This is a genomic window from Frankia canadensis, assembly GCF_900197875.1.
In the GTDB taxonomy this organism is placed as follows: domain Bacteria; phylum Actinomycetota; class Actinomycetes; order Frankiales; family Frankiaceae; genus Frankia; species Frankia canadensis.
In genome coordinates, this window is the sequence record NZ_FZMO01000568.1 from 1 (window position 1) to 22,931 (window position 22,931).

Below are 22,931 nucleotides of genomic sequence, written 5' to 3' on the forward strand. Positions count from 1 at the left end.
GGCGGGCACGGGGAAGGGCGGTCGGTCGCCGCGCGGCGCGGGCGGGCACGGTCGGACGGGCCGCTCGGCATGCCCCGTCTGATCGCCATCAACCGCTCCTCGTGGACCGTCCCCCGCCCAAACTCTCACCCAGAGACTCGACTTCGCCACTCATGGTGAGGTGAGGCAGGCAAAAGCGCCCCCACCCGTCGCATCTGCATCGGCTTCTGTAAGAGTGCAACTACCCAGAGCCGCACACTGTGGATGAGGAGTGGCGATCCAGTGGCAGGATGCGTCCAACACTCCGAACCGACCGAGGGACGAACCATGGCCACGAGTGGCGGTCCGACCGTGCGACGACGACGCCTGGGCGCCGAGCTCCGGCGCCTGCGGGAGGCGGCCGGCGTCTCCGTCGAGGACGTCTGTCAGGTCCTGCGCTGCTCCGTCTCGAAGGTCAGCCGGATGGAGAACGGCAGGGTGCCGCTGCGCACCCGGGACGTGACGGACCTGCTCGGCCTGTACGGCGTGGCCGACGGCGAGCGCCGCGACGCGCTGATGGCGCTGGCCCGCGAGTCGCGCCGCCACGGCTGGTGGCACTCATACCACGATGTGGTACCGACCTGGTTCGAGATCTACATCGGGCTCGAGGGTGACGCCGCGTCGATCCAGGTGTACGAGTCCCAGCTCGTGCATGGCCTGCTGCAGACCAGCGACTACGCCCGCCACGTCATCCGCGCCGACGCCGCGGACATCGGCGACGAGGAGATCGAGCGCAAGATCGCGCTGCGGATGGACCGGCAGCGGCGGCTCACCACGCCTGATCATCCCCGCCTGTGGGTCATTCTGGACGAGGCGGTGCTGCGCCGCGAGATCGGCGGGCCCGCGGTGATGCGTGCGCAGCTCGAGTTCGTCGCGAAACAGTCCGAACTCCCGAACGTCACCATTCAGGTGATCCCGTTCAGCGTGGGGGCCCACGCCGGGCTCGGCAGTGCCTTCTCCATACTCGGGTTCCCGAACTCGGAAGACCACGAAGTGGTCTATATAGAGGAAGCCGCCGGCAGCCTGTACATAGAGCGCGCCACCGATGTCCGACGCTATAAGTTGAAGATGGATCATCTGCTGGCCGCCGCGCTGCGGCCGGAGGAGTCCGTCAGGATGATACTTTCGGTGGCTAAGGAACTGAGATGACCAGAATTGCGAAGCCCGATCCGCGCGATCCCGCCGAGCTGGCCTGGCGCCGGAGCAGCTACAGCAACGGGGCCGGTGGTATGTGCGTGGAGGTCGCGCCGCTGGGAGAGGGAATCGCGGTGCGCGACTCCAAGCACCCGGCGGGCCCCGTGCTCGCGTTCACCGGCGCCGAGTGGGACGCCTTCCTCGCCGGTGCCCGCGACGGGGAGTTCGACCGGGACAGGGTCCGCATGACCTGATCCCCCGTCCGGCCCGCCCTTTCCGGCCCGGTCGCCGCCCCATCAGGCGGCCGGGCGGGCGGCCGAACGCCTCTCCCGCCTCGCGCGCCGCGAGACGAGTGGATCAACGATGGCGTTCCCGATGGCCGCCGGGTCCAGCGTCCCGTTCCACCCCGGCACCCGCTCCACAAGCACGTGCCGGTTGGCTCTTGCGCAACGCCCGCCCGTCACGCACTCTTGTAGATGTTCAGTCGGTCCTCGTTGTTCAGGTGTTCGCGCCGTTGTGGTCACGGCATGCTCGGGATGTCGCATCCGGGCGCACCGTCGCGCAGGGTCAGCTTGCGCGAGGTGTGCTGGGAGCCAGCAGATCCCGGCCCGTGGCCGCGCCGCCGCGCCGCCCGGCCACCTTCGCCCACTGGACGGGCCATGCGGGCCTTGAATGCCCGCCCAAATCGCGGAGGAGGGCAGTCGTTGTGATCACTTCTGATGGTGCGGCTACCCGCGCGCAGTGCCGCAATGTCCCGCTCCGCCACGCCGCATCGCGGCGCGTGCCGGGCGGCTCTCATCCGGCCGGGCGGACATCCCCGGCCCTCGTACCCGCCTGGCGTCGTGTGCCGGCGGGCGAGCATCGGGCCGGTCTCGCCGGCCCGGCGGCCGTCGCCTCCCCGTCCTAGCTGGTAGGCCCCCGCCGCCGCGGCCACCCCGCGGACCCCCTGTTGACCAGCTCGCGGTCGATCCCATCCGTGGGATTCACCGGGGCCTCGACACCCCCGGCACCCCCGCCGCCGCGGATGGACCGTCAAGCGTGGTTCTCGCGAGTAGCACCGTCCTGTTCCCCTGCCACCGGGAGGTGATCGCCGTGGCCACCGCCACGACCAACCTGCTGAACACCCCGATCGACGATCAGCGCGTCGAGCGCGTCCGGCGCGCGGCCCTGTCGGCGTACGTGGACGGGAAGATCAGTTTCGCCCAGGCGAACCTCCGGGTCCGCAAGGCCATCGAACGTTTCGGAGTATGATCACCTACCCGAGGCCCCGCGGACGGCGCCGCCCACCGGCCGGCCCGTCCGCGCTCGGCGCCGTGCGCCGCCCGGGCCGGCAGGCGAACAGTCAGCCCGTCCGCCGCGCCCGCCGTTGCGGCTGAGCGCGCGTCGCCGCGGCGCGGGCCACGGCACCGCCACGCGCCGGTCAGACGAGAAGCAGCCGGCGGTCGGCGACGCCGACGGTCACCCGCTGCCCCCACGACAGCCCGATCGCGTCCGCCTCGATGCCATCCCCGAACACCACCATCCGATCCGCCTCGACCACCACCTCCAGCCGTGTCTCGCCGGTGAGACGCCCCTCGGTGCGGGACGTGCCGGTGGCGGGCGAGGGCCACGCCTCGCGGACAAACCACACGAGCGCCCCCGCCGTCGGCGCCGGCAGCTCGAGCTCGCTGTGCCGCTGCGCCCAGACCGACCGGCACCAGCCCGTCGCCCCGGTGCCGGTGCCCACCAGCAGCCCCGACGACGCCTGCCGCTCGGCCGTCGGCGCCACCCCACCCGTGTCGGCGCCGCCCGCCGGCACCCGTAGGACGTACCGGGCGGTCTGATGGCCGGCGTCGCCGATGTAGAGCTCGTTGAGCGCGACGAGCCGCTGGCCGTCGTCGGAACAGGCCTCCACCATCGTCAGCCGGCGTGGCTGCCATCGGTCGACCGTGCGCAGCGCGGCGGCCGCCTCGTCCGGGGTGTGCCGCACGAGCACGCCGGGGTTGCGCGCCGGGTCGGCGTTGACGCCGAGCACCGGCTGCCCGTCGAGGTACTTCGCGACGTTCGCGACCAGTCCGTCCTGGCCGACGCAGATCACCACGTCGTCGGGGGCGAACAGGAAGCGGTCGAGGTCGGAGCGCTCCACCTCGCCGCGGCGCCAGTGCGGCGGAATCGCCGCCGCCACCGCTCGGCGGGCGGCCTCGGTGGCGTCGCGCACGCCGGCCACCTCGGCGAGGTTCCGCCCGCGACTGCGCAGGAAGAACCCCGCCTGACCGGGCGTACCGTGCCGGGCGAGCAGCTCGGAGTACTCGGTGCGCCGGTACACCAGGACCGCCCTGGGAGCGAGGCTCACCGGTCCGCCCCCGCCCCCGCTCCCGCGTTGCCCACGCCGGCGCGTGCGAGCCGGGCGAGCGTCTCGGTGACCATGTCGGGGGTGATGGTGAGCGCGCCGATCGCCGGCAGGTGGTCGGCGAGGTCGCGCACGGCCAGGGCGATGACGGCCGAGGTGTCCAGTCCGGTGACGGCGGCGACCCGGGCGGCCTCCGCGTCCGCCTCGGCCTGCCCGACGAGGCGCAGCGCCTCGGCCCGCGCGGCCGCCTCGACCCGGACCCGCCCGGCCTGCGCACGGGCGGCGGTCTCGGCGCGCTGTGCCTCGGCCTCGGCGGTGATGCGGGCCGCGGCGGCCTGCTCGGTCATCCGGCGCTGCTCGTTGGCACCCTCCTGGGTCACCAGCCGCTCGGCGCGCGCGGCCAGCTCGATCTTGCTCTGCAGCTCGTTCTCGGCGATCCGCCGCTCCTGCTCGACGGCGAGCGCGCGCCGGCCGTAGGTGGCGCGGTCGGCCTCGGTCTGGATCTGCTCCCGCGTCGGCGTGCACAGCGCCTTCTCGACGTCGGGCGCCGGGCGGACCGCGACCACCCGCACGCCGACCACGGCGACGCCGGTCTGCCCGAGGCGGGCGTCCGACCGCAGCCCGTCGGTGACACGCTGGCGGATGACCGGCATGCCCTCGGCGAGCGCCGTGGTCAGCGGGGTGCGGGCGAGCAGGTCCGAGGCGTACTGCTGGGCCGTCTCGGTGATCATCCCGGCGAGCTGGTCGAGCGGCTTCTCCCGCCAGGTGCCGAGCTCCGGGTCGATGCCGAAGTCGAGACGGGCGGCCGCGAGCGGGGGATCGGCGATCCGGTACGTGACGGTGGCCTGCACGGCGACGTCCTGGAAGTCCGACGTGCGGGCGTGGAAGAGCACCGCGAGCTCACGGTCGTCGACCGGTACCTCGCTGATCACCGCGGTGCGCGGCCGGTACCAGAAGACCAGGCCGACCCCCTCGTGGGCGACCTGGGCGCCCCGCTGGTGCCGGATGTACGCCGTCGGCCGGCCTCGCAGGTGGCACAGGAACGGGACACGACTGATGTCCGCCATGACAGCCTCCCTTATCGTCGACATGACGATAAACCGGCTCACCCGTTTTCGTCAAGGTGACGAGATATGGTCCTGCCATGCGATCCCGAAGCGTCCCGGCGGCCGTCGCGGCGAGCCCCGGCCTGCCTGTCGACGTCGTCCCGATCGCGCTCAGCGTCGACCTCGTGCTGCTGACGGTCCGCGACGACCAGCTCTGCGTGCTGCTGGTCCGGCGCGGGATCGAGCCGTTCCGCGGCCGGTGGGCGCTGCCCGGCGGGTTCGTCCGCCCGCAGGAGGACCTCGCCGAGGCCGCCGTGCGCGAGCTCGCCGAGGAGACCGGTGTGCGCCGCCGCCCCGCGCACCTCGAACAGCTCGCGACCTACGGCGCGCCCGCCCGCGACCCGCGCGGGCGGGTCGTCACGGTGGCCTTCCTCGCGCTGGCGCCCCTCTCCCAGGCCCCGGTCGCCGGCACCGACGCCGCCGCGAGCCGCTGGGCGCCGGTGGCCGGCGCCGGCGACCCGCCCGGCCTGGCGTTCGACCACCAGGCGATCCTCGGGGACGGTCTGGAACGGGCCCGCGCGAAGTTCGAGTACAGCGCGGTGGCGACGGCGTTCTGCGAGCCGGAGTTCACCGTCGCGGAGCTGCGGCGGATCTACGAGCTGGTCTGGGGCGGCCGGTTGGACCCCCGCAACTTCCACCGCAAGGTGACGGGCACGGCCGGCTTCCTCGTCCCGACCGGCCGCTTCACCACCCGCGACGGCGGCCGCCCCGCGGAGCTGTACCGCCGGGGCGACGCGGGCGTGCTGCACCCGGCGATGCTGCGCCCCACCGCGCGCCCGAATCCATGATCATTCGCTGGTGCCGGCGTCTACCAGAAGGCCGAGTCACAACTCACGACGCGGCCCAGCGCGCCGACCACGATCGCTTTCGGGTGCCTCACAGAGAGGCGAGGCGGCGAGAGCGCGTGACCCGCGGGAGTGCGGGCCGGGAGAGGTTGAGACGGCCGGGCGCCCGGGCGATCGGGGGGTGAACCCGGGCGGCCGGCCACGACGACTATCTCACCGAAAGCACATGTCAAGTCACTATCAGTTCGAGATCTTGTCATCCCCGTAATCGGGAGTATGCCTTCGGCCGGGTTCGCCCCATTGGCGGATCGACCCGCCGTACGGTGCGTCGGCTCAGCCGAACTCGCGCAGCGCGGGGCTCTGTCCACCTTCACCACGCGACGGGTTCCACGCCTCGCCGGAGCCACGACGCGCCCAGTCCGGCGCCTCACTGGGAACAGGCCGCCCGCCCGGCCCGCCAGCACCATCCAGCGAGCCGGCACCGCTTCCGGCACCGTTCTCGGCAGCGGAGCCGTTCCCCACACCGGAGCCGTTCCCAGCGCCCAAGCCACTCCCGGAGCCGCTCCCGGCACCGGAGCCCTCCGAGAGACCCGAGCCGGCCGACGGACCGGCGGCGTCCATGGCGGCGGAGTCCATGGCGGCGGAGTCGTCCCCGCCGACACCGCCTGCCCTGGCCCGGGCGGACGGCGCCGACGCGGCGGCCTCCAGCTCGTCCACCGAGCGGTTGGCGGCCATCCGGTCCCGGCCGAGCGCGGCGATCCCGGCGGCGACCATCACCATCGCGATGACGAAGGCGAACCGCTGGCCGCCGTCCGGCGCCGGCTCGTCGAACAGGGTGAGTCCGAGCGTCACGGGCAGGAAGGCGGACACCCCGCTGGTGACCGGAAAGGCGATCACCGCGGCACGTCCCTGCAGCCCGCGCTGCTGCAGGCCGAGCGCCAGCACGGAGAAGAGCACCAGCACGTACGGGGTCGGCGTGGTGAGCAGGTCGACGAGGGTCGAGTGCCCCTCCCGCCGCTCGTTGACCGCCAGGCCGATCTGCCGGGTCGCCAGGGTGGCGATGGCGTAGCAGACGCCGGCCGACGCGCCGAACCCGAGCGCCGCCCCGGTCACCGCGTCCCGGCCCGCGGCGGCGTTGGCGACGAAGGCGCACAGCAGCGCGAACACCAGTCCGAGCACGAGGAACGCGAACAGGTCATTGTTGCTGGCCGCCGAGCCGACCTCGGCCCGCCCGGCGAAGGCGAAGGCGAGCAGCCCGACGCCGGCGACCATCGAGGCCACGCCCGACCACCCGAACCGGCTGATCCGCTCGCCGAGCACCCGCTGCGCCAGCAGGGTGAACACGATCATGTCCAGGGCCATCACCGGCGCGACCATCGCGACCGGCGCGACCGACAACGCGTAGACCTCCAGCAGGAACGAGGCCGCCTCGACACCCAGGCCGAGCAGCCACAGCGGCCGCATCACCAGGTGGGCCAGCAGCCCGAGCCCGAGCCCGGCGCTCTCCTCCTCACGACGCGCGGCCCGCGCCTGCACCAGCGGCGCCACTCCGTAGAGCCCCGCGGACACCATCGCGGTCGGCAGGCCGACCAGCAGTGCCCTGCTCACGTCGACCGCACTCGCGTCGTCTCGTTCATCCCAGCGTCGACCCACCCCTGCGCACGCGTCATCCGCCCCGTCCGAGGCCGGCGGCCGGGATCCCGGCCGGTGACAACGACACTAAAGCGAGTCAACACCGGCGGACGCGCGGAGCATCCCGGGCCAGGCGGGCAGCGCGCGGCGATGTCGTGGTTCACCAGTGGGCGCCGAACCCGATCTGCGCGAGCGCGGCGCCGAATGCCTGCTCCCAAGCCTGCGGCCCGATCGCCACCCGGTCCGACGGAGGCTTGACCCGGTCGAGGCAGGCCAGCGCCGAGCGGGTCAGCGACACGGGGTCGGTGTTGGTCACCTCAGCATGCCCGCGCTCGAGCTCCTTCTGCAGGTTGTCCCGCCCGTGACCGGGCACGACGTCGATGAGCAGCAGATCGCGGCCGATCACCCGGGCCTCGCTGCAGGTGTCCCCGGACGAGGTGACGACCAGGTCGCTGGCCGCCATCAGGGTCGGCACCCGGTCGGTGAACCCGAACGGGATCACCTTGTGCTGCCGCTCGGCCAGCGCGGTCAGCTTCGCGGCGAGCTGCCGGTTGCGCCCGGCGACGGCGAGCACGTAGATGCCGGCCGCCGCCATGGCCGCCGCGCCCTCGACCAGCGGCCCGAGCCCCCAGGAGCCGGACATGAGCAGCACGCACGGCGCGTCGGCGGGGATGCCGAGGGCGGCGCGCGCCTCCTCCTGGGTCGGCGGGTCGTAGAACGGCTCGCGCACTGGCGTCGGGACGACGGAGACGAGGGCGTTCGGCGCGAACCGCCGCACGTAGCGGGCGGCGGTCTGCGAGGTGACCAGGAAGAGGTCGGTGTTCTCGTGCACCCACAGCCGGTGCACGCAGCAGTCGGTGGAGAACACCGCCGTCACGAGGCCGGGGAACTCCGGCTTGACCCGGCTGGTCGCCGCGGCCCCGGTGGCGAAGATGGAGATGACGAGATCGGTCGGTGTGGCGGTGAGCTCCTCACGCAGCGCCGGCACGACGTACTTGCTCGACGTGCGCTCGATCATCCGGGCCAGCCGACCGCCGGTGCGCATCTGGGAGAAGTGCACCGCGTCGTACAGGCCGGGCACGGCGATCATCCCGCGGAAGACCTTCTCCCCGCGGGCGCCGTTGCGACCGCCGAGCATGCGCAGGCTGTCCGCCGTGCGGGCGGTGAACCCGCGCCGGCCGAGCGAGTCCGCGCACGCCTCGGCCATCACGTCGTGCCCCATGCCCAGCGAGCCGGACAGCAGCAGCGCCGACCCGCGCCGGGTCGAGGCCCGCGGCGGCGCGACGCCGCCGTCGGGCCCGCCTGCCACCACCGGTCCCCCTGCCTGTGCCGTCGTTCGGTTCCCGGCCTGGGCCGGGCCGCCGCCCTCGGATGGTTCGCTCACCGTCACACCGCCGATCTGCGCCATGAACTACTCCGACGACGCCGTGGTGACGTCGAGGTCGTCGGCGGGCTTGACGGCCTGCGCCGGAGGCCGCCGGTTCGCCAGGTACCAGTCGATGTACTGCCGGACCCCGTCGGAGAACGGGGTGGTGGGCCGCCAGCCGAGCAGGTCCAGCGCGCGGCGCGCCGAGACCTCCCGGCCCCGGAAGTCGCCCGGCCGGGCCGGCACGTGCTCGATCGCCGTCCCGGGGAAGTACCGGCAGACGGCCTGGGCCATCTCCAGCACGCTGACCGCCTCGGCCCCCTCCAGCGCGAGGGTGGTGTTCTCCGCCTCCGGCCGCAGGGCCAGCACGTGGGCGTCGGCGAGGTCGCGGACGAACACGTAGTTGCGGAACTGCTGGCCGTCGCCGGCGACCGTGAGCGACTCCCCGCCCAGCGCCTTGCGGACGAAGCGGGCCAGCACCAGCTCGTCGCGCATGCCCGGGCCGTACGGGATGCCGTAGCGCAGGATCGTGTACGGCAGGCCGTAGGTCTGCTGGTAGCTGTGCAGCAGCAGCTCGGCGGCGAGCTTCGTCGAGGTGTAGACGTGTCCGGCGCGGCCCAGGGTGATCTCGGCGTCCTCGGTGAGCGGCGTGGGGTCGGCCCGCTCGCCGACCGCGCCGTAGACCCAGACGGTGCTGGCGAACAGCACCCGGCCGACGCCGGCCTGCCGGGCCGCCTCGCAGACGTTGCCGGTGCCCTCGACGTTGAGGCGCACCGTGCGCGCCGGGTCGGCATAGGCGAAGTCCACGTTGGACATGCCCGCGATGTGGAAGACGGCCTGGACGCCCCGCAGCGCCGCGGTCAGCCCCGGCAGGTCGAGCACGTCGACGGCGAGGCTGGTCGCCCGCGGGTCGCTCGGCCGCGTGTCGACGTCGAGGGAGACGACCTCGTGGCCCGCGTCGAGGAGCCGGTCGACGACGTGACTGCCGATGAACCCGGATCCTCCGGTAACAGCGATCTTCATGCTCACCTGTCCAGGTCCAGGCTCGCCAGCGCGGCGGCGAAGGAGGTGGTCACGTGGTCGGCCTCGGCGTCGGTCATGTCGGAGTGCAGCGGCAGGCAGACGTGCCGGGCGCAGATGTCCTCCGCGACGGGCAGCGAGCGGCCCGCGTAGTCGCTGAAGACCGGCTGCTGGTGCAGCGGCGCCTCGTAGACCTCGCCGCTGAGGGAGACGCCATACCGCTCCTTGAGCTCCTTCTTCAGACGGGCCCGGTCGATGCCCGGGCGGGGCAGGACGATGTACTTGTAGTAGTTGCAGACGTCGCCCGCGGGCAGTCGCAGCCGGCTCACGCCGTCGAGAGCGTCGAGCGCGTCGTCGTAGCGGGCGGCGACCGCGGCGCGCCTCGCGAGAAACTCGTCCAGATGGCGCAGGTGCACCTTGCCCGTGACCGCGTGCATCTCGCTCAGGCGCCAGGCGTAGCCCTGGCGGATGTGGGTGTTGCCGAGGAAGCCCGCCTTGCCCTGGTCCCGGTAGACAAGCGCGGCCTCGTGGATGGCCTCGTCAGCGGTGACGATCATACCGCCTTCGCCACTTGTGATCAATTTCGTCGGGTAGAAGGAGAAGGAGCCCGCGATGCCGAACGAGCCGGCGGCCGTGCCGCCATGCCGGCAGCCATGGGCGTGGGCCGCGTCCTCGACCAGGGCGAGGCCCCGGTCCGTACACAGGCGCGCGAGTTCTCCGACGTCCGGGGGAATCAGGCCGCCGATATGGACGAGCACGACCGCCCGCGTGCGGGGGGTGAGGGCCGCCTCGACGGTGGCGGCCGACAACGCGAGGGTGTCCGGATTCACATCCGCGAACACCGGAGTGGCTCCGGCCCGCAGAACGGCGAACGCGGTCGCCGCGAATGTGTTGGTGGGAACGACGACATCCGCACCCTGAACGTCCAGACTGCGAAGAATGATCTCCAGGGCGGCCGTACCGCTGCTCACGGCGACCGCGAACGGTGCCGAGTGAGCCGCGGCGAATGCGGCCTCGAAATCCTTGGTGTGCGCGGCCAGGGTCATCGCACCGGTGGAAAGGATCTCGGTCGTGGCCGACGCGATCTCCGCGCGATCCTCCGGTGAGAAGACGATGCGCGCCGCGGGGACATGCACCTGTTCACCCCTACCTTCCGAGTTATCCGCGTGAGCGGGCACTGTGTCCGGGCCTCCGCCGCGCAACGGCGAGCCGACGCCTACCCCCCGGTCACCCACCACCGCGGCCCAGCCGCAATGTGGGATCACGGAAGTCCGCACCCCGCCCACGTCACGTCGCGGAACTCCTCGGTAGCCGCGATCCGCGCGACCCTCGACCCCGGATTTCGCCGGCATCCCGCCGGCGCCACCGCGCCCCCTCCAACTCGTCCGGATGTAACGACCGGCTTTGTCGGTACATGCCCAAAACAGGCTAGCGATCCCGGGCGGCAGCGCGGTCACGGCCCACAGCGGTTACCTACGAAACATCTCACATCTATCCGAAAGTAGCCGAGCCTGTCGCCAAAGCGACGCACAACGCTGCGGCCATGGGCCAGGACACCAAGGAACACGCACTCCGGAACGGACAGTGATCACGCAGCGGTCACGTCACCTTCCTGGAGCACTGGGAACAACCGCCCGGCGGCCGGCATGGTGACCTGGCACACTGCCACTCCCGACGCCGGGCGCGGCAGGTGCCGTTCGGCCTCGCCCGGCACGGTCAGGGCCGGGCGACCTGCATCGTCGCGCCTCGGGCACCCTGCGCGTCACCCCGTCACCCTCCGCGAGCACCGGGCGGCCGGCGGCCGGAACGCACCCGCTCGAGCGTCCGGGTCCGCGCTCGCGCACCTCCGCGGCGGGCGCGCCGACGGACGGCCGTGGGGCGATTCACGCCCGCACCGCAGTCTGATCACGGTGGCGGGAAGTGCGCGGACGCGGTGGTGGCGGACCGGACGGCCCCGGCCCGCACGGGGCGAGCCGCGCGCCCATGGCCACGCGACCATCGGCGGGGAATCACCCCCGCGGAGTGAGCGGCGCCACGGGCCCGGCAAGCGGCGGGACGATGCGGCGGCGGGCTTCGGGGCGTTGCGCGCGGCCCCGCGCATCACCTGCGGCAGAATGCGGACCGGAGAACTCTGAACACAGAAAGTCCCGATGAAGCCACATCACCTGGCGTACGGGGGGAACGCAGGTACGAGCTCCATCGGGACTGACTAAAGTCTACGACCCCCATCTGTCGGAGGCGACAGGACCAAGGTCCCCTCATTCGCCCCTTGCCATCTGGTGGCTGACCGTGCTTATCGGTGCTGCTTCGGCGGTCGAATGATCTCCATAAAAGAAATCTCGCCACTCTCCGTGTCGTAGAGCAACCAGTGCTGTGGCCGCCCCCGCGCCGGCCCCGTGTTGATCAGCAGTGTGCGGGCGACAGGAGGACCGGCGCTCGCGGGCAGCCGCAGCGGCTCGCCCCTCTCGATCGGAAGCACGCGCACGACCGGCTCGGCCGCCACCCCGGCGCCCGCCGCCGGCGCCTCGCCGGGCCAGCGGATCTCGAAGGCGGCCGCCTGGTGGGTGTGGCCGACGACCACCGCCGCGACCCTGGGGACGTCCGCGGCGACCGGCACCAGCAGTCCGCCGACGCGTCCGGGCCCGGCCCCGGACGCGAGCGCGGGCCCGGGCATCGCCGCGTCCCCCGCGAGCGTCCATCGGATCTGGTGACCGTGCAGTCCGACCAGATCCGCCAGCCGGATCCGCTCGGGGGCGGCCAGGATGGCCGCGAGCTCCGCCGGGACCTGCTCGGGTCGAAGCAGGTCCCGAATGCGCTGCTCCTGGTTGCCCAGGACCAGCCGGAGGCCGGCCAGACTCGACCACAGCTGCGGGTCGGGATCGACGACGGCCGGCAGCGGCCAGTGCCGCGACGGGTCGTGCAGGCGGCGCGGGACCTTCGCCTCCAGGTAGTCACCGAGGCAGACGACCTCGTCGACGCCGGCGCGGGCCGCGGCGGCCAGCACCCGACGCAGGGCCTTCGAGGCACCGTGCAGGTCGGCGATCAGGGCGTAGCGCACACTGCCAGCATCCCAGCGGGCGGTCGCGAACTCCCCTGGATCAGGGCCAAGGCGCACATTCAGTATCAGGAAACAGACAATTTATCCGGATTTCTTGTTCCCTTGTCCGGCACGGACCAGGCCCCCGGCCCCGAGCGGCGGGACGCGCCCGGGATCGTTCCGTTCCGCGCGCACGGGAATGAGCGAGGTGCTTGACTGCATTCCGTGCTGAGCGGCGAAGATGGAGCATGTCCGTGGATCTGACCGAGGACGAGCGGCGGGGAGTCCGCCACGGTCAACCGCCGGTCGGCGGCGAGCCACTGACCGACGACGCACGGCTGGCCGACAACGAGCGGCGCAGCCTCGCGGAGGTTCCCCATCCGGCGCTGGCGCAGGGCACCAGCCTGTACGGCTCGACCAAGATCTTCCCCGACTACCAGGCCCTCGACGGCGAGTCCTGGCTGGCCCTCGTCCATGGCATCGCACACGAGTCGTCCGTCAGTTTCGTGGCGATCCTGCAGGCTACCCGGGCACTACGCAAGGGCTTCGAGACCGTGCTCTATTTCCACGGGCCGGGCGCGATGAACACGATGGCCACCCGGGGCTTTCCGCACACCGGCGAATCGGCGTTCCCGGGCGGGCAGAACATCAATAACCAGATAGAGACCTTCATCGGCGAGGGAGGGAAGGTGTACGTGTGCCGATTCGGATTGTCACTTCACGGCCTGCGCGAGGAGGATATAATTCTCGGGGTGATTCCCGCGCATCCGCTCGACTTGCAGGACTGCGTCACCCACTACTCCCGAAAGGGCGCGATCATCACGTCGACCTTCATGTTCTGACCCCGCCGGGCCCGTCCCGCCCGCGCCGGGGTCGCGGTCGCGAGCGTCGCGCCGCGGCCACCTGATCGTCCCCACCTGGGCCGTCCCGCTCGCGGTCGCGCCGGATCGCGGGGGCGCGACGTGGGCATCACGGAGGTGTGCGGGCTGGCCCGGCCGCGCCATCGTCCATCCGACAACCTGCCCTGGAACGACCGCAAGTGGGCATGGTCGGTGTTGTATCTGGGGGGGACATGTCGCGGGCCGACCCGGCCGGCGACCATATCGGCCCGTCCGACGAACCGAACGGCAGAGACCTGGGATGGAAGACGAAGCACCGGCCTGGTTCGAGGCCGCCATTGACAGTCGCCCGCAGCGGCACGAGACCGAGGTCGCGGGCGCCAGCATCAGCTACCGCTCCTGGGGGAAGGCGGGGCTGCCGGCGATCGTCCTGGTCCACGGCGGCGCCGCGCACGCGGGGTGGTGGGACCACATCGCCCCGATGATCCCGCGTGAGTACCGGGTCATCGCGGTGGACCTGTCCGGGCACGGTGACAGCGACCGCCGCGAGGACTACACGCTGAGCACCTGGGCGGCCGAGGTCATCGGGGTGATCGACGACGCCGGGGTCACCTCGCCGCCGATCGTCATCGGGCACAGCATGGGCGGCTGGGTGACGATCACGACGGCGGCGGAGTACCCGGATCGGGTCGCCGGCATCGTCGTCGTCGACTCCCCCGTGCAGGAGTTCACTCCCGAGGAGCGGGCCGCCCGCGAGCGGACCGCGTTCGGACCGCTGCGGGTCTACCCGACGGCGACGGACGCGCTCGCCCGGTTCCGCACCGTGCCCGAGCAGCCGAGCTCGTTGCCGTTCATCCTCGACCACATCGCCCGCGGCTCGATCGGCTCGGTGCAGGGCGGCTGGACCTGGAAGTTCGACCCGAAGGTCTTCGGCAACCGGACGCCGTCGCCCGAGGTGCTACGCAAGGTGCACTGCCGGGTGGCGCTGTTCCGGGCCGAGCACGGCCTGCTGACGCCGGACATCGGCGTGCAGATGTACAACCTGCTCGGCCGGGTCGCCCCCGTCATCGAGATTCCGCTGGCCGGCCACCACGTGATGCTCGACCGGCCGCTGCTGCTGGTGACGGGCATTCGCACCATCCTCGCCGACTGGGAGCACTCCTCCCCCCAGGAGCGCACCGACTGAGTCGCACCGAGAACCCTCCGGAGGAACACCGACTCGCCGTCACACCGGTGTGACGATCTCGGGCGCAGGTGGGTTGGCCAGGGCCGGACGGGTACATCTGCCGCCATGTCACGACGGCAGGGGAGATCGTCATGAATCCGTCCGCGCTCCTGGGCCATCGCCTCGTCGCTCGGCGCGGCGCCGCCGTCGAGCAGGAGGAGACCCGCGGGCCGGTGCGGCTGCGCGCCCTGGCGGTGGTCATGAGCCTCGGCGGCCTGCTCGTGGCGGTGCTGATCCTCGGCGGCATCACCGCCGGCGGCTCGCCGCTGACGCATCACGTGGCCAGCGGCCCCGGCAGGGTGCTCCTCACCGTGGCGCAGTGGCTGGTCCTGGCCATCCTGCTGCTGGTCGCGATCGCCACGCTCTACCGGTTCCGCGCCCGCGGGCGCGCCGACGAGCGGAGTGCCGCATCACGGATCAAAGCGGCACTTCGCCGCAGGCACCCCAACAGGCGTGATTAAGCGGCTCACGGGCGGGAACTCCGCTGACCACACGCTGTCCCACGGGAGCCGCCACGCGGACGCCCCGTCAGGAGAACCGCGAGGAGAACCCCATGACGAGCACCTACCACAAGGAAAACCGTACAGAACGGGCGATCTTGACAGAACCGTATCCGGACGATACCACAGCGTACCGGGGCGGGGCGGGCGTCGCCCCACCGGGCGAGTCGCCCCAGGTGCTGCGCGCGCCCGCCGGCGCCCCGGCGACGGGCGGCGGCGCGGCACGTCCCGAGGAGCGGGAATCAACCGGGCACCTGGTCGCCGAGGTCGTCACGGACATCTCCACGCTGTTCCGGCAGGAGGTCGCGCTCGCGAAGGCGGAGATCCGCGAGGAGGCGAAGAAGGCCGGCAAGGGCGCGGGCATGTTCGCGGGCGCCGGTGGGGCCGGCTACTTCGCGCTGCTGTTCGTGCTGCTCGCGGTCATGTTCGGACTGGGCGAGGTGATGGCGCTCGGCTGGGCCGCCCTCATCGTCGGCGTCGCGCTCGCCGTGGTGGCCGCCGTCCTGGCGCTGAGCGGCCGGGTGACCGTCCGCAAGGTTCACCCCGCCCCCACGCAGACCGTCGAGACGCTGCGCGAGGACGTCCAGTGGGCGCAGAGCCGGCGTCACTAGTGCCCAGACCGACAGAAAGGCCAGGTGGACAGTGACCAGCACCAGCCCCGACGAGATCCGGTCCGACATCGAGGCCACCCGTGCCCGGCTCGGCACCGACCTCGACGAGCTCTCCGACCGGGTCAGCCCGCACCGTGTCGCCGGGCGCACCGCGCAGGATCTGCGCCGGCGGGTGAGCTCGGCGACCGAGTCGGTGCGGCCGAAGGTGGCCGCGACGACCGGCAGCGCGACCGAGAAGGCCCGCCACACCGCCGACCAGGCGAAGTCGACTGTCCGCCGCCAGCTCGACGCGCACCCACAGGTGACGGCCACGGCGGCCCGGGCGCGCGACACCGCGGGCAGCGCGGCCGGCTCCGCCTCCCAGACCGTGCACCGGCAGCTGGAGGCGCATCCGCAGGTCGCCGCGAAGGTGCACCAGGCGCGGGACGGTGCCGCCGGCGCCGTCAGCGCCACTCGCCGCACGGCGTCGGACAACCCGCGCGCCGCCGGTCTGGCGGCCGCCGCCGCGGCACTGCTCGCCGTGCTGACGGCCCTGCTGCGACGTCGGCATCGAGCCGCGCGCCGCGCCGGCTGACCCGGCCCGAAGCGCCCGGGCGCGCGTGGGACAGACCCCGCGCGTCCGGGCGTAGTCGCGCCGGTCGGATCAGGAGCCGTCGCGTTCCGGGGAACGCATGACGTTGACATCGGCCGGCGGGACGGCGGCCGGCGGGACGGCGGCGGCGGGCCCGGCCGGACTGCCGGAGCGGGCCGGGTCGCCGGGCCCGGCCGGGTCGGGCACCCGGTAGCGGATGCGCAGGTCACGGACACGGCTGTCCCGGTCGACGCGGATCTGCTCGCGGGCCACCTCGGCGTCGGCGAGGTCGGCGTCGGCGCGCAGCGACGTGCCGAGCTCGTCGCGGCGGCGCACGTACGCGGCATACCGCTCGCCCACCCCGACGTCGGCGCCGTCGGCGAGGTCGGTGGCGAGCTCGCCGCGGCGACGCGCGAGCTGTCCGATCTGCCGGGCGTCGACCTCGTCGGCCTGTTCGCCGCGCCACTGGGCGAGCCGCTCGCCGCGGCGCAGGGCGGTGTGCTCCAGGGTCCGCTTGAAGGTGAGGGGGCCCAGGTCGATGCCGAGCAGCAGCAGGGTCAGCAGCAGGCGCCACAGCAGCACCGAGCGGTCGGCGGTGGTCAGCCGCCAGAACGCCTTCTCCCGGATCAGCAGGTCGTCGGCGGCGTCGACGGTGGCGACCTGCTGGTCGCGGAACCGTTCCCGGCGGTCGTCCCGGGACCGGTCGAAGGTGTCCAGACGGGTCTGGGCGACGTCGCGTTCGCGGGTCGCGGCGATGACCGCGGCCGTCGCCGCGCCGAGTTCACCGAGCTTGATCCGGTAGACCGGACCCCGACCGCCGAGGCAGCCGTCACCGCCGGTGAGCTGGCAGTTGACCTCGGCGGTCTTGGCGGTGACCAGGCCGTGGGCCACGCCGAGGGCGCGCTGGCGGGCTGCCAGGTCGGCACCGAGGGCGCGCTGCTCGCCGAGCTGGTTGGCATCCCAGTCCCCCATCACCCGACCGAGATCCTCCTGGCGGATCTGGGCGACGCGCGGCGCGATGGACGGGGCGAAGATCCGCAGCAGCAGCGACTCGCCGACCAGCAGGGCCGCGCAGACCGCGAGGAAGATCCGCACGGCGGTGGCGGCGCCGGATCGCCCCAGGCGAACCGTCCCGTCCGGGCCGGGGACGTAGGGGCGGGGCGACAGCAGTACCGACCGGTCGAGGAAGTAGATCACCGCGGCGTAGAACAGGCCGAAGGGGAGGGCCCCCAGCGTCGAGCGGCGCAGGCCCATCGCGGCGACCGTCGTTCCCGCGTAGACCGCGAGGCCGGCGGTGAGCATCATCAGCGCACCGGCGGTGACGAACTTCGGCCGGTCCTGGGGGCCGACCGCGCGCGGGTCCGCGCCGGCGAAGAAGACGGCGACGTTTCCGACGGCCCGCGAACGGCCTGGTCGCGCACGAGAAATCGGCCTGCCCCCGTTCAGCCCGGATGGCTGCGGCGCGCCTCGGGCCGCCGCCGACGTCCCCCGCAATGTAACTCTGAGTAATCGAGCTTCGCACCTCGGGCGGCCCCGGAGCGACCGGGGGCGGGAGCATGCGAGTCTGGCGGTGCGGACGGCGGGCGGTGCGGCCGCCCGCGGCGTGGTGGTGGCCGGAGGCAGGAGGACAGTGGTGGCACAGGTCAGGGTGGTGGTGCGGCGCGACGTCGCCGGCACGCCCGAGCAGATCCTCGGGCGGCTCGCCGACTACCAGGGTGTGCGTGCCCGGTCGTGGCCGGACAACGTGTCCGAGTACCGGGTGGTGGCCGGTGGGACCGGGGCGGGCAGCCGGATCGCCTACCGCCTGCAGGCCACCCGCAGCCGGGTCCGCGACATCGACGCGACGGTGTCCATCCCGGAGCCGAACACGCTGGTCGAGGCGGACCAGAACTCCTCGCTGCGGACGAGCTGGCTGGTCGCGCCCGGCCCCACGCCGGCGCGCAGCACGGTGACCGCGACCACCACCTGGAACGGCGCGGGCGGAGTCGGCGGCTTCTTCGAGCGCATCTTCGCGCCGATCGGCATCCGCCGGCTGCACACCGCCGTCATCGACCGGGTCGCCGCCGACGCCGGCTGAGCCGACCGGTCACCAGGCGTGCCGCGTCACCACTCGCGGCACGTCACCACACGGCACATCACCACACGGCACATCACCACACGCGGCGCGTCACCACACGCGGGCGAGCACGTTGCTGACATAGCCGTTCATCCGGTCGAGCTTCGGCCGATCGTCGGGGTTGGCTGCGGACAGCTGGCCCTGAGCCCACTGGGCGGCCCAGGTCGGCACGTTGTGCGCGGCGATGACGTAGAGCCAGTTGTGCCCCCACCGGTCGGAGTCGTACCGCTCGCGCATCATGCGGGCGGTGGAGTCCAGCGCCCAGAAGGGGTCGAGCGCGCGGGCAGTGGTGATGTCGGGCAGCGTGGTGTTCCACTGGCACAGCCCGTAGTCGGAGTTCGTCCAGTACCCGACCGCGCCGGGGTCCCAGTTGCTCTCGATGGTGGTGATGCCGCGCAGCAGCCCGCGGGGCACCGTGTACTTCAGCGCGTAGCGGTCGGCGATCGGCATGAACAGCGCGTAGGACGTCTGCTTGTTGACGAAGCCGGGCGGACTGTGCTCGGAGGCGGGCAGATACATGTCCCGGTTGATCGTCGGTTCGAGCTTCTCCTGGAAGGCGACGACGGCAGCCCTGGTCGCCGCGGTGAAGCGGCCGTCGGTCGGCACCGGCGTGCCCGGGCCGCCATGCCAGTTCAGCGCCCGGCTGATCGCGGTGACGGCGGAGCGGACGGCGAGGACGTCGCCGTCGGTGCTGCCGGCTGGCGGCGCCTCACCGGCGCCGATGCCGTAGCAGCGGCCAGGTCCGGCCGATCCGGGGCCGTCGCCGGCCGGCGCCAGCGTGCCGCCCCGCCCGTCCGCCGGCCACGAGCCGCGGCCCTCCCGGGTGCGCTCCCCCGAGGTCACCCACGTCCTCCCGCCATGTGCATGCGCACGACGGTGCCGGCGGCGGAGGAGCGGAGCTGGACGAGGTCGCAGAGCTGGTTGGCGAGCCACAGGCCGCGCCCGCCGCCGAGTTCGAGGTCCGGGCGCCGCCGGCCGGCGAGCCGGTCGGTCACCAGACCCGCGTCGGTCACCTCACAGACCAGGTCGCCGGCTGCCGACCAGAACCGCACGGTTCCCCGGCCACCGCCGTGGCGCACGCTGTTGGTGGCCACCTCGTGCACGGCGAGTTCGAGATCGTCGACGCGATCGGAGTCGAGGCCCTCGCCCCGCGCCGCGTGGGTGACCGCCGCCCGCACGAGCCCCAGGTCGGCGGGGCCGAACGCGAGCTCGGCCGCCGGCGGGCCCAGATCGGGCAGGCGCTCGGCGAACGGGTCCGCCCACGCCTGCTCGCCCCGCCACCGGGTGCTGGCCCGGGCGAACCCGCCGTCCACCACCACCGGATGGGTACGCCACACTCCCTCAGCCGTGTCCGGGTCGAGGGCCGGCGCCTCGTAGACGCAGCGCAGTCGCCAGCTCGGCGGCCCGACGAAGGCCTCGTTGAGCAGCGCCTCGTGCAGCAGGCATTCCCGCAGCTCCGGCGCGGAACGTTCGGGCCGGACCGGCTCCCCGACACCGCGCATCGACCGGCCACTGGTCAGACCGCGCTCGACGAACTCCCGCCAGGCCGGGAGGAGGCGGGCAGGATTGCGGCCGATCTCGTCCAGATCGAGGAATTCCACGCGTTTCACGGCCCGGCCGAGGGTGGCGCGCAGCTGCGCGGTCCGCTGCGGAGGCAGCACGACGAGCACGTCCTCGTCAGCCGCGAGACCAGCGAGGACAAAATCTCGGGTGGCGCTGAGGAATCCGACGTCACCGCGATACAGAAATGCCTCATGCCGAATACCGTCGGCACCGGCCGAAGCAAGCGCGGAACCCGTGGCCACAGCCAGTGGGCTCTCCCGTTTCACCACGTCACCCGGCGCCGCAATCTCGGATCCGGTTGCACCCGCGTGGTCCGGCCGCACACGGCTGGACCATCGCCAGAATAGGAGGAATAAGGCCGTCCCGCCCCCGCGGCTCCGCACCCCATGCACACGCGCACATCATAGGTCATGTGGAACCAATGGGATATGCCCAGCAACGCAATCGCACCGTACGGATCACATCGGATCACATCGGACTACCGATCGCGGTCCGGCCTGGCCCGAACGGGCCCCACGTCCTGGCCAGGCCCACACCGGGTGCCCGTCGCCCACCCCACCCGCGGGCGCGCGGCACGGATCGCACCCCCGCCCGGCCGGGAGGCAGGGAGTGATCACCCGTAGTCTCGCAGTTGGCGCGGATCCGGACGCCGCACACGTACGTCCGGACGCGTCCCGGACGGGCGACCGCCCAGAGCAAGCGACAGTGCACGGCAGGCGACGAAGACGAGAAGGCGGATCAAGGATTGTGACGACGACATCTGTCCCGCAGCAGTCCATCCATCAGCGGATCGCCGAGGAACTCCGCGTGCGCCCGGGGCAGGTGACGGCGGCGGTCGATCTGCTTGACGGGGGCGCCACCGTGCCCTTCATCGCCCGCTACCGCAAGGAGGTGACGGGCACCCTCGACGACACCCAGCTGCGCACCCTGGAGGAGCGCCTGCGCTACCTGCGGGAACTGGAGGAGCGGCGGGCGGCGGTGCTGGAGTCCATCCGCGCCCAGGGCAAGCTGGACGACGCGCTGGAGGCGCAGATCCTCGCGGCCGACTCGAAGGCCCGCCTGGAGGACATCTACCTCCCGTACAAGCCCAAGCGGCGAACGAAGGCGCAGATCGCCCGGGAGGCCGGGCTGGAGCCGCTGGCGGACGCGCTGCTCGGCGACCCCGGCCTCGACCCGCACTCCACCGCGGAGGGCTACGTCGACGCCGAGAAGGGCGTCGCGGACGCCGGCGCCGCGCTGGAGGGCGCCCGGGCGATCCTCGTCGAGCGCTTCGCCGAGGAGGCGGACCTCATCGGCGACCTGCGCGAGCGGATGTGGTCGCGCGGGGTGCTCGTCAGCCGGGTGCGGGAGGGGCGCGAGGAGGCGGGCGCGAAGTTCGCCGACTACTTCGACTTCGCCGAGCCTTTCACCTCGCTGCCCTCGCACCGCATCCTGGCGCTGTTCCGCGGCGAGAAGGAGGAGGCGCTCGACCTCACCCTCGAGCCGGACACCCCGCCGGACCCCGAGGCGCCCGCTCCCGCCGGCCCCACCGACTACGAGGCGCGCATCGCCGCGACCTTCGGCATCTCCGACGAGGGCCGCCCGGCGGACCGCTGGCTGGCCGAGACGGTCCGCTGGGCGTGGCGCACCCGCATCCAGGTGCACCTGGGGGTGGACCTGCGGATGCGGCTGTGGACGGCGGCCGAGGACACCGCGGTGCGGGTGTTCGCGGCGAACCTGCGCGACCTGCTGCTCGCCGCCCCGGCCGGCAGCCGGGCGACGATGGGCCTCGACCCCGGCTACCGCACGGGGGTGAAGGTCGCCGTCGTCGACCCGACCGGCAAGGTCGTCGCCACCGACACGATCTACCCACACGTACCCGCGCGGCGCTGGGACGACTCGATCGCCACCCTCGCGAAGCTCGCCGCCGAACACCGGGTGGACCTCGTCTCGATCGGCAACGGGACGGCGTCACGGGAGACCGACAAGCTCGCCGAGGACCTCATCCGCCGCCATCCCGAGCTGTCGCTGACCCGGGTGACCGTGTCGGAGGCCGGCGCCTCGGTGTACTCGGCGTCGGCGTACGCGGCGAGTGAGCTGCCGGGGATGGACGTCTCGCTGCGCGGCGCCGTGTCGATCGCCCGCCGGCTGCAGGACCCGCTCGCCGAGCTCGTCAAGATCGAGCCGCGGTCGATCGGCGTCGGCCAGTACCAGCACGACCTGTCCGAGACGCGGCTGTCGTCGTCGCTGGACGCGGTGGTCGAGGACTGTGTGAACGCCGTCGGGGTGGACGTGAACACGGCGTCCGCGCCCCTGCTGACCCGGGTGTCCGGGATCGGGGCGAGCCTCGCCGAGAACCTGGTGCGCCACCGCGACGCGAACGGCCCGTTCCGCAGCCGGGAGGCGCTGCGGGAGGTGCCGCGCCTCGGGCCGAAGGCGTTCGAGCAGTGCGCGGGCTTCCTGCGCATCCCCGGCGGGGACGACCCGCTGGACGCCTCCAGCGTGCACCCCGAGTCGTATCCGGTGGTCCGCCAGATCCTCGCGTCGACCGGCGGCGAGCTGACCTCGCTGATCGGCAACGGTGCGGTGCTGCGGGGCCTGAAGCCGACCGACTTCGTCGACGACACCGTCGGCCTGCCGACGGTCACCGACATCCTCGCCGAGCTCGAGAAGCCGGGGCGCGACCCGCGGCCGGCGTTTCGCACCGCGGCGTTCTCCGAGGGCATCGAGACGCTGGCCGACCTGGTCCCCGGGATGACGCTGGAGGGCTCGGTGACGAACGTGGCCGCCTTCGGCGCGTTCGTGGACGTCGGCGTGCACCAGGACGGGCTCGTGCACGTCTCGGCGATGTCGAAGAACTTCGTCAACGACCCGCGGGAGGTCGTCAAGCCCGGCGACATCGTGACGGTGAAGGTCCTCGACGTCGACATCCCGCGCAAGCGGATCTCGCTGACGCTGCGGCTGGACGACGAGGTCGGGCAGCCCGCGTCCGGCGGCCGGGGTGCGGGCGGCGGGCGGCGGGCCAGTGGTGGCGACGGCGGCGGTGAGCGGCGCGGCTCCGGCGGCTCCAGCGGCTCCGGGGGCTCCAGCGGCTCCGGGG

The 22,931-nt window shown here is 72.9% G+C and carries 21 protein-coding genes; 11 read left to right on the top strand and 10 right to left on the bottom strand.

The features are described 5' to 3' along the window. Window positions 1-306: 306 nt before the first annotated feature. The 3 genes from C1A33_RS33520 (at window position 307) to C1A33_RS33530 (ending at window position 2,403) form a co-directional block, all read left to right on the top strand. Window positions 307-1,167, top strand: coding sequence for a helix-turn-helix domain-containing protein (locus tag C1A33_RS33520; RefSeq protein ID WP_101836489.1), 861 nt, complete (start codon window positions 307-309; stop codon window positions 1,165-1,167). Next, entirely contained in the window at window positions 1,164-1,406 is a 243-nt protein-coding gene (locus C1A33_RS33525) for a DUF397 domain-containing protein (protein WP_101836490.1), read from the top strand. Before C1A33_RS33520 ends, C1A33_RS33525 begins: the two co-directional genes overlap by 4 nt. Before the next feature lie 784 nt (window positions 1,407-2,190). Then, the gene (locus tag C1A33_RS33530; RefSeq protein ID WP_101836491.1) at window positions 2,191-2,403 is read left to right on the top strand and encodes a hypothetical protein; all 213 of its coding nucleotides are present in this window, start codon (window positions 2,191-2,193) and stop codon (window positions 2,401-2,403) included. A gap of 169 nt (window positions 2,404-2,572) precedes the next feature. Here C1A33_RS33530 and C1A33_RS33535 read toward each other — a convergent pair whose 3' ends face one another. Beyond that, window positions 2,573-3,484 (bottom strand): diacylglycerol kinase catalytic domain-containing protein, encoded by a 912-nt coding sequence (locus tag C1A33_RS33535; protein ID WP_101836492.1) that lies wholly within the window; start codon window positions 3,482-3,484, stop codon window positions 2,573-2,575. After that, window positions 3,481-4,548 (bottom strand): SPFH domain-containing protein, encoded by a 1,068-nt coding sequence (locus C1A33_RS33540; RefSeq protein ID WP_101836493.1) that lies wholly within the window; start codon window positions 4,546-4,548, stop codon window positions 3,481-3,483. Before C1A33_RS33540 ends, C1A33_RS33535 begins: the two co-directional genes overlap by 4 nt. 77 nt (window positions 4,549-4,625) lie before the next feature. On the opposite strand from C1A33_RS33540, the gene C1A33_RS33545 reads away from it, so the two are divergent. Next, on the top strand, window positions 4,626-5,375 hold the full coding sequence (locus tag C1A33_RS33545) for an NUDIX hydrolase (protein WP_101836494.1): 750 nt from the start codon (window positions 4,626-4,628) through the stop codon (window positions 5,373-5,375). A 330-nt stretch (window positions 5,376-5,705) separates the two neighbouring features. On the opposite strand, the gene C1A33_RS33550 is transcribed toward C1A33_RS33545, so the two are convergent. The 5 genes from C1A33_RS33550 to C1A33_RS33570 all read right to left on the bottom strand — a co-directional run bounded on the left by C1A33_RS33550 (window position 5,706) and on the right by C1A33_RS33570 (window position 12,448). Next, a complete protein-coding gene (locus C1A33_RS33550) occupies window positions 5,706-6,980 on the bottom strand; it encodes a DMT family transporter (protein ID WP_101836495.1) in 1,275 nt (424 codons plus the stop codon). A 184-nt stretch (window positions 6,981-7,164) separates the two neighbouring features. Next, window positions 7,165-8,412: an MGDG synthase family glycosyltransferase gene (locus tag C1A33_RS33555; RefSeq protein WP_101836496.1), complete on the bottom strand. Its 1,248-nt coding sequence runs from the start codon at window positions 8,410-8,412 to the stop codon at window positions 7,165-7,167. Window positions 8,413-8,415: 3 nt separating this feature from the next. After that, the gene (locus C1A33_RS33560) at window positions 8,416-9,393 is read right to left on the bottom strand and encodes an NAD-dependent epimerase/dehydratase family protein (protein WP_101836497.1); all 978 of its coding nucleotides are present in this window, start codon (window positions 9,391-9,393) and stop codon (window positions 8,416-8,418) included. A 2-nt stretch (window positions 9,394-9,395) separates the two neighbouring features. Further along, on the bottom strand, window positions 9,396-10,526 hold the full coding sequence (locus tag C1A33_RS33565; protein WP_101836498.1) for a DegT/DnrJ/EryC1/StrS family aminotransferase: 1,131 nt from the start codon (window positions 10,524-10,526) through the stop codon (window positions 9,396-9,398). A gap of 1,157 nt (window positions 10,527-11,683) precedes the next feature. Beyond that, window positions 11,684-12,448 (bottom strand): metallophosphoesterase family protein, encoded by a 765-nt coding sequence (locus C1A33_RS33570; RefSeq protein WP_101836499.1) that lies wholly within the window; start codon window positions 12,446-12,448, stop codon window positions 11,684-11,686. A 227-nt stretch (window positions 12,449-12,675) separates the two neighbouring features. On the opposite strand from C1A33_RS33570, the gene C1A33_RS33575 reads away from it, so the two are divergent. The 5 genes from C1A33_RS33575 to C1A33_RS33595 all read left to right on the top strand — a co-directional run bounded on the left by C1A33_RS33575 (window position 12,676) and on the right by C1A33_RS33595 (window position 16,176). Beyond that, window positions 12,676-13,269 (top strand): MSMEG_0572/Sll0783 family nitrogen starvation response protein, encoded by a 594-nt coding sequence (locus C1A33_RS33575; protein ID WP_101836500.1) that lies wholly within the window; start codon window positions 12,676-12,678, stop codon window positions 13,267-13,269. A 298-nt stretch (window positions 13,270-13,567) separates the two neighbouring features. Further along, window positions 13,568-14,452, top strand: a complete 885-nt coding sequence (locus tag C1A33_RS33580; RefSeq protein ID WP_101836501.1) for an alpha/beta fold hydrolase — start codon at window positions 13,568-13,570, stop codon at window positions 14,450-14,452. Between the two features lie 131 nt (window positions 14,453-14,583). After that, the gene (locus C1A33_RS36060) at window positions 14,584-14,952 is read left to right on the top strand and encodes a hypothetical protein (RefSeq protein ID WP_115538044.1); all 369 of its coding nucleotides are present in this window, start codon (window positions 14,584-14,586) and stop codon (window positions 14,950-14,952) included. A 92-nt stretch (window positions 14,953-15,044) separates the two neighbouring features. Then, window positions 15,045-15,602 (top strand): phage holin family protein, encoded by a 558-nt coding sequence (locus C1A33_RS33590; RefSeq protein ID WP_207770620.1) that lies wholly within the window; start codon window positions 15,045-15,047, stop codon window positions 15,600-15,602. A gap of 31 nt (window positions 15,603-15,633) precedes the next feature. Continuing rightward, window positions 15,634-16,176, top strand: coding sequence for a DUF3618 domain-containing protein (locus C1A33_RS33595; protein ID WP_101836502.1), 543 nt, complete (start codon window positions 15,634-15,636; stop codon window positions 16,174-16,176). Window positions 16,177-16,245: 69 nt separating this feature from the next. Here the strand turns inward: C1A33_RS33595 and C1A33_RS33600 are convergent, their stop codons facing one another. Further along, window positions 16,246-17,667 carry a DUF4407 domain-containing protein gene (locus tag C1A33_RS33600; RefSeq protein ID WP_423748182.1) on the bottom strand — a complete coding sequence of 474 codons (1,422 nt, stop codon included), beginning with the start codon at window positions 17,665-17,667 and terminating at the stop codon, window positions 16,246-16,248. Window positions 17,668-17,806: 139 nt separating this feature from the next. Here C1A33_RS33600 and C1A33_RS33605 point away from each other — a divergent pair, with 139 nt between their 5' ends. Then, on the top strand, window positions 17,807-18,250 hold the full coding sequence (locus tag C1A33_RS33605; protein ID WP_101836503.1) for an SRPBCC family protein: 444 nt from the start codon (window positions 17,807-17,809) through the stop codon (window positions 18,248-18,250). A 90-nt stretch (window positions 18,251-18,340) separates the two neighbouring features. Here the strand turns inward: C1A33_RS33605 and C1A33_RS33610 are convergent, their stop codons facing one another. Together C1A33_RS33610 and C1A33_RS33615 are read right to left on the bottom strand one after the other, a co-directional pair. Next, window positions 18,341-19,132 (bottom strand): transglycosylase SLT domain-containing protein, encoded by a 792-nt coding sequence (locus C1A33_RS33610; RefSeq protein WP_101836504.1) that lies wholly within the window; start codon window positions 19,130-19,132, stop codon window positions 18,341-18,343. Continuing rightward, on the bottom strand, window positions 19,129-20,175 hold the full coding sequence (locus tag C1A33_RS33615) for an anti-sigma factor RsbA family regulatory protein (RefSeq protein ID WP_423748183.1): 1,047 nt from the start codon (window positions 20,173-20,175) through the stop codon (window positions 19,129-19,131). The genes C1A33_RS33610 and C1A33_RS33615 overlap by 4 nt, the downstream gene beginning before the upstream one ends. Window positions 20,176-20,599: 424 nt before the next feature. Between C1A33_RS33615 and C1A33_RS33620 the strand changes: the two genes are divergently transcribed. Beyond that, on the top strand, window positions 20,600-22,931 hold a 2,332-nt coding region (locus C1A33_RS33620; RefSeq protein WP_207770621.1), incomplete at its 3' end, for a Tex family protein.

Bases quoted from the DNA above. Each gene is read 5' to 3' on its own strand.
- C1A33_RS33555 (WP_101836496.1), bottom strand. From the start codon at position 8,412: ATGGCGCAGATCGGCGGTGTGACGGTGAGCGAACCATCCGAGGGCGGC.
- C1A33_RS36060 (WP_115538044.1), top strand. From the start codon at position 14,584: ATGAATCCGTCCGCGCTCCTGGGCCATCGCCTCGTCGCTCGGCGCGGC.
- C1A33_RS33525 (WP_101836490.1), top strand. From the start codon at position 1,164: ATGACCAGAATTGCGAAGCCCGATCCGCGCGATCCCGCCGAGCTGGCC.
- C1A33_RS33520 (WP_101836489.1), top strand. From the start codon at position 307: ATGGCCACGAGTGGCGGTCCGACCGTGCGACGACGACGCCTGGGCGCC.
- C1A33_RS33580 (WP_101836501.1), top strand. From the start codon at position 13,568: ATGGAAGACGAAGCACCGGCCTGGTTCGAGGCCGCCATTGACAGTCGC.
- C1A33_RS33540 (WP_101836493.1), bottom strand. From the start codon at position 4,548: ATGGCGGACATCAGTCGTGTCCCGTTCCTGTGCCACCTGCGAGGCCGG.
- C1A33_RS33545 (WP_101836494.1), top strand. From the start codon at position 4,626: ATGCGATCCCGAAGCGTCCCGGCGGCCGTCGCGGCGAGCCCCGGCCTG.
- C1A33_RS33575 (WP_101836500.1), top strand. From the start codon at position 12,676: ATGTCCGTGGATCTGACCGAGGACGAGCGGCGGGGAGTCCGCCACGGT.
- C1A33_RS33560 (WP_101836497.1), bottom strand. From the start codon at position 9,393: ATGAAGATCGCTGTTACCGGAGGATCCGGGTTCATCGGCAGTCACGTC.
- C1A33_RS33590 (WP_207770620.1), top strand. From the start codon at position 15,045: ATGACGAGCACCTACCACAAGGAAAACCGTACAGAACGGGCGATCTTG.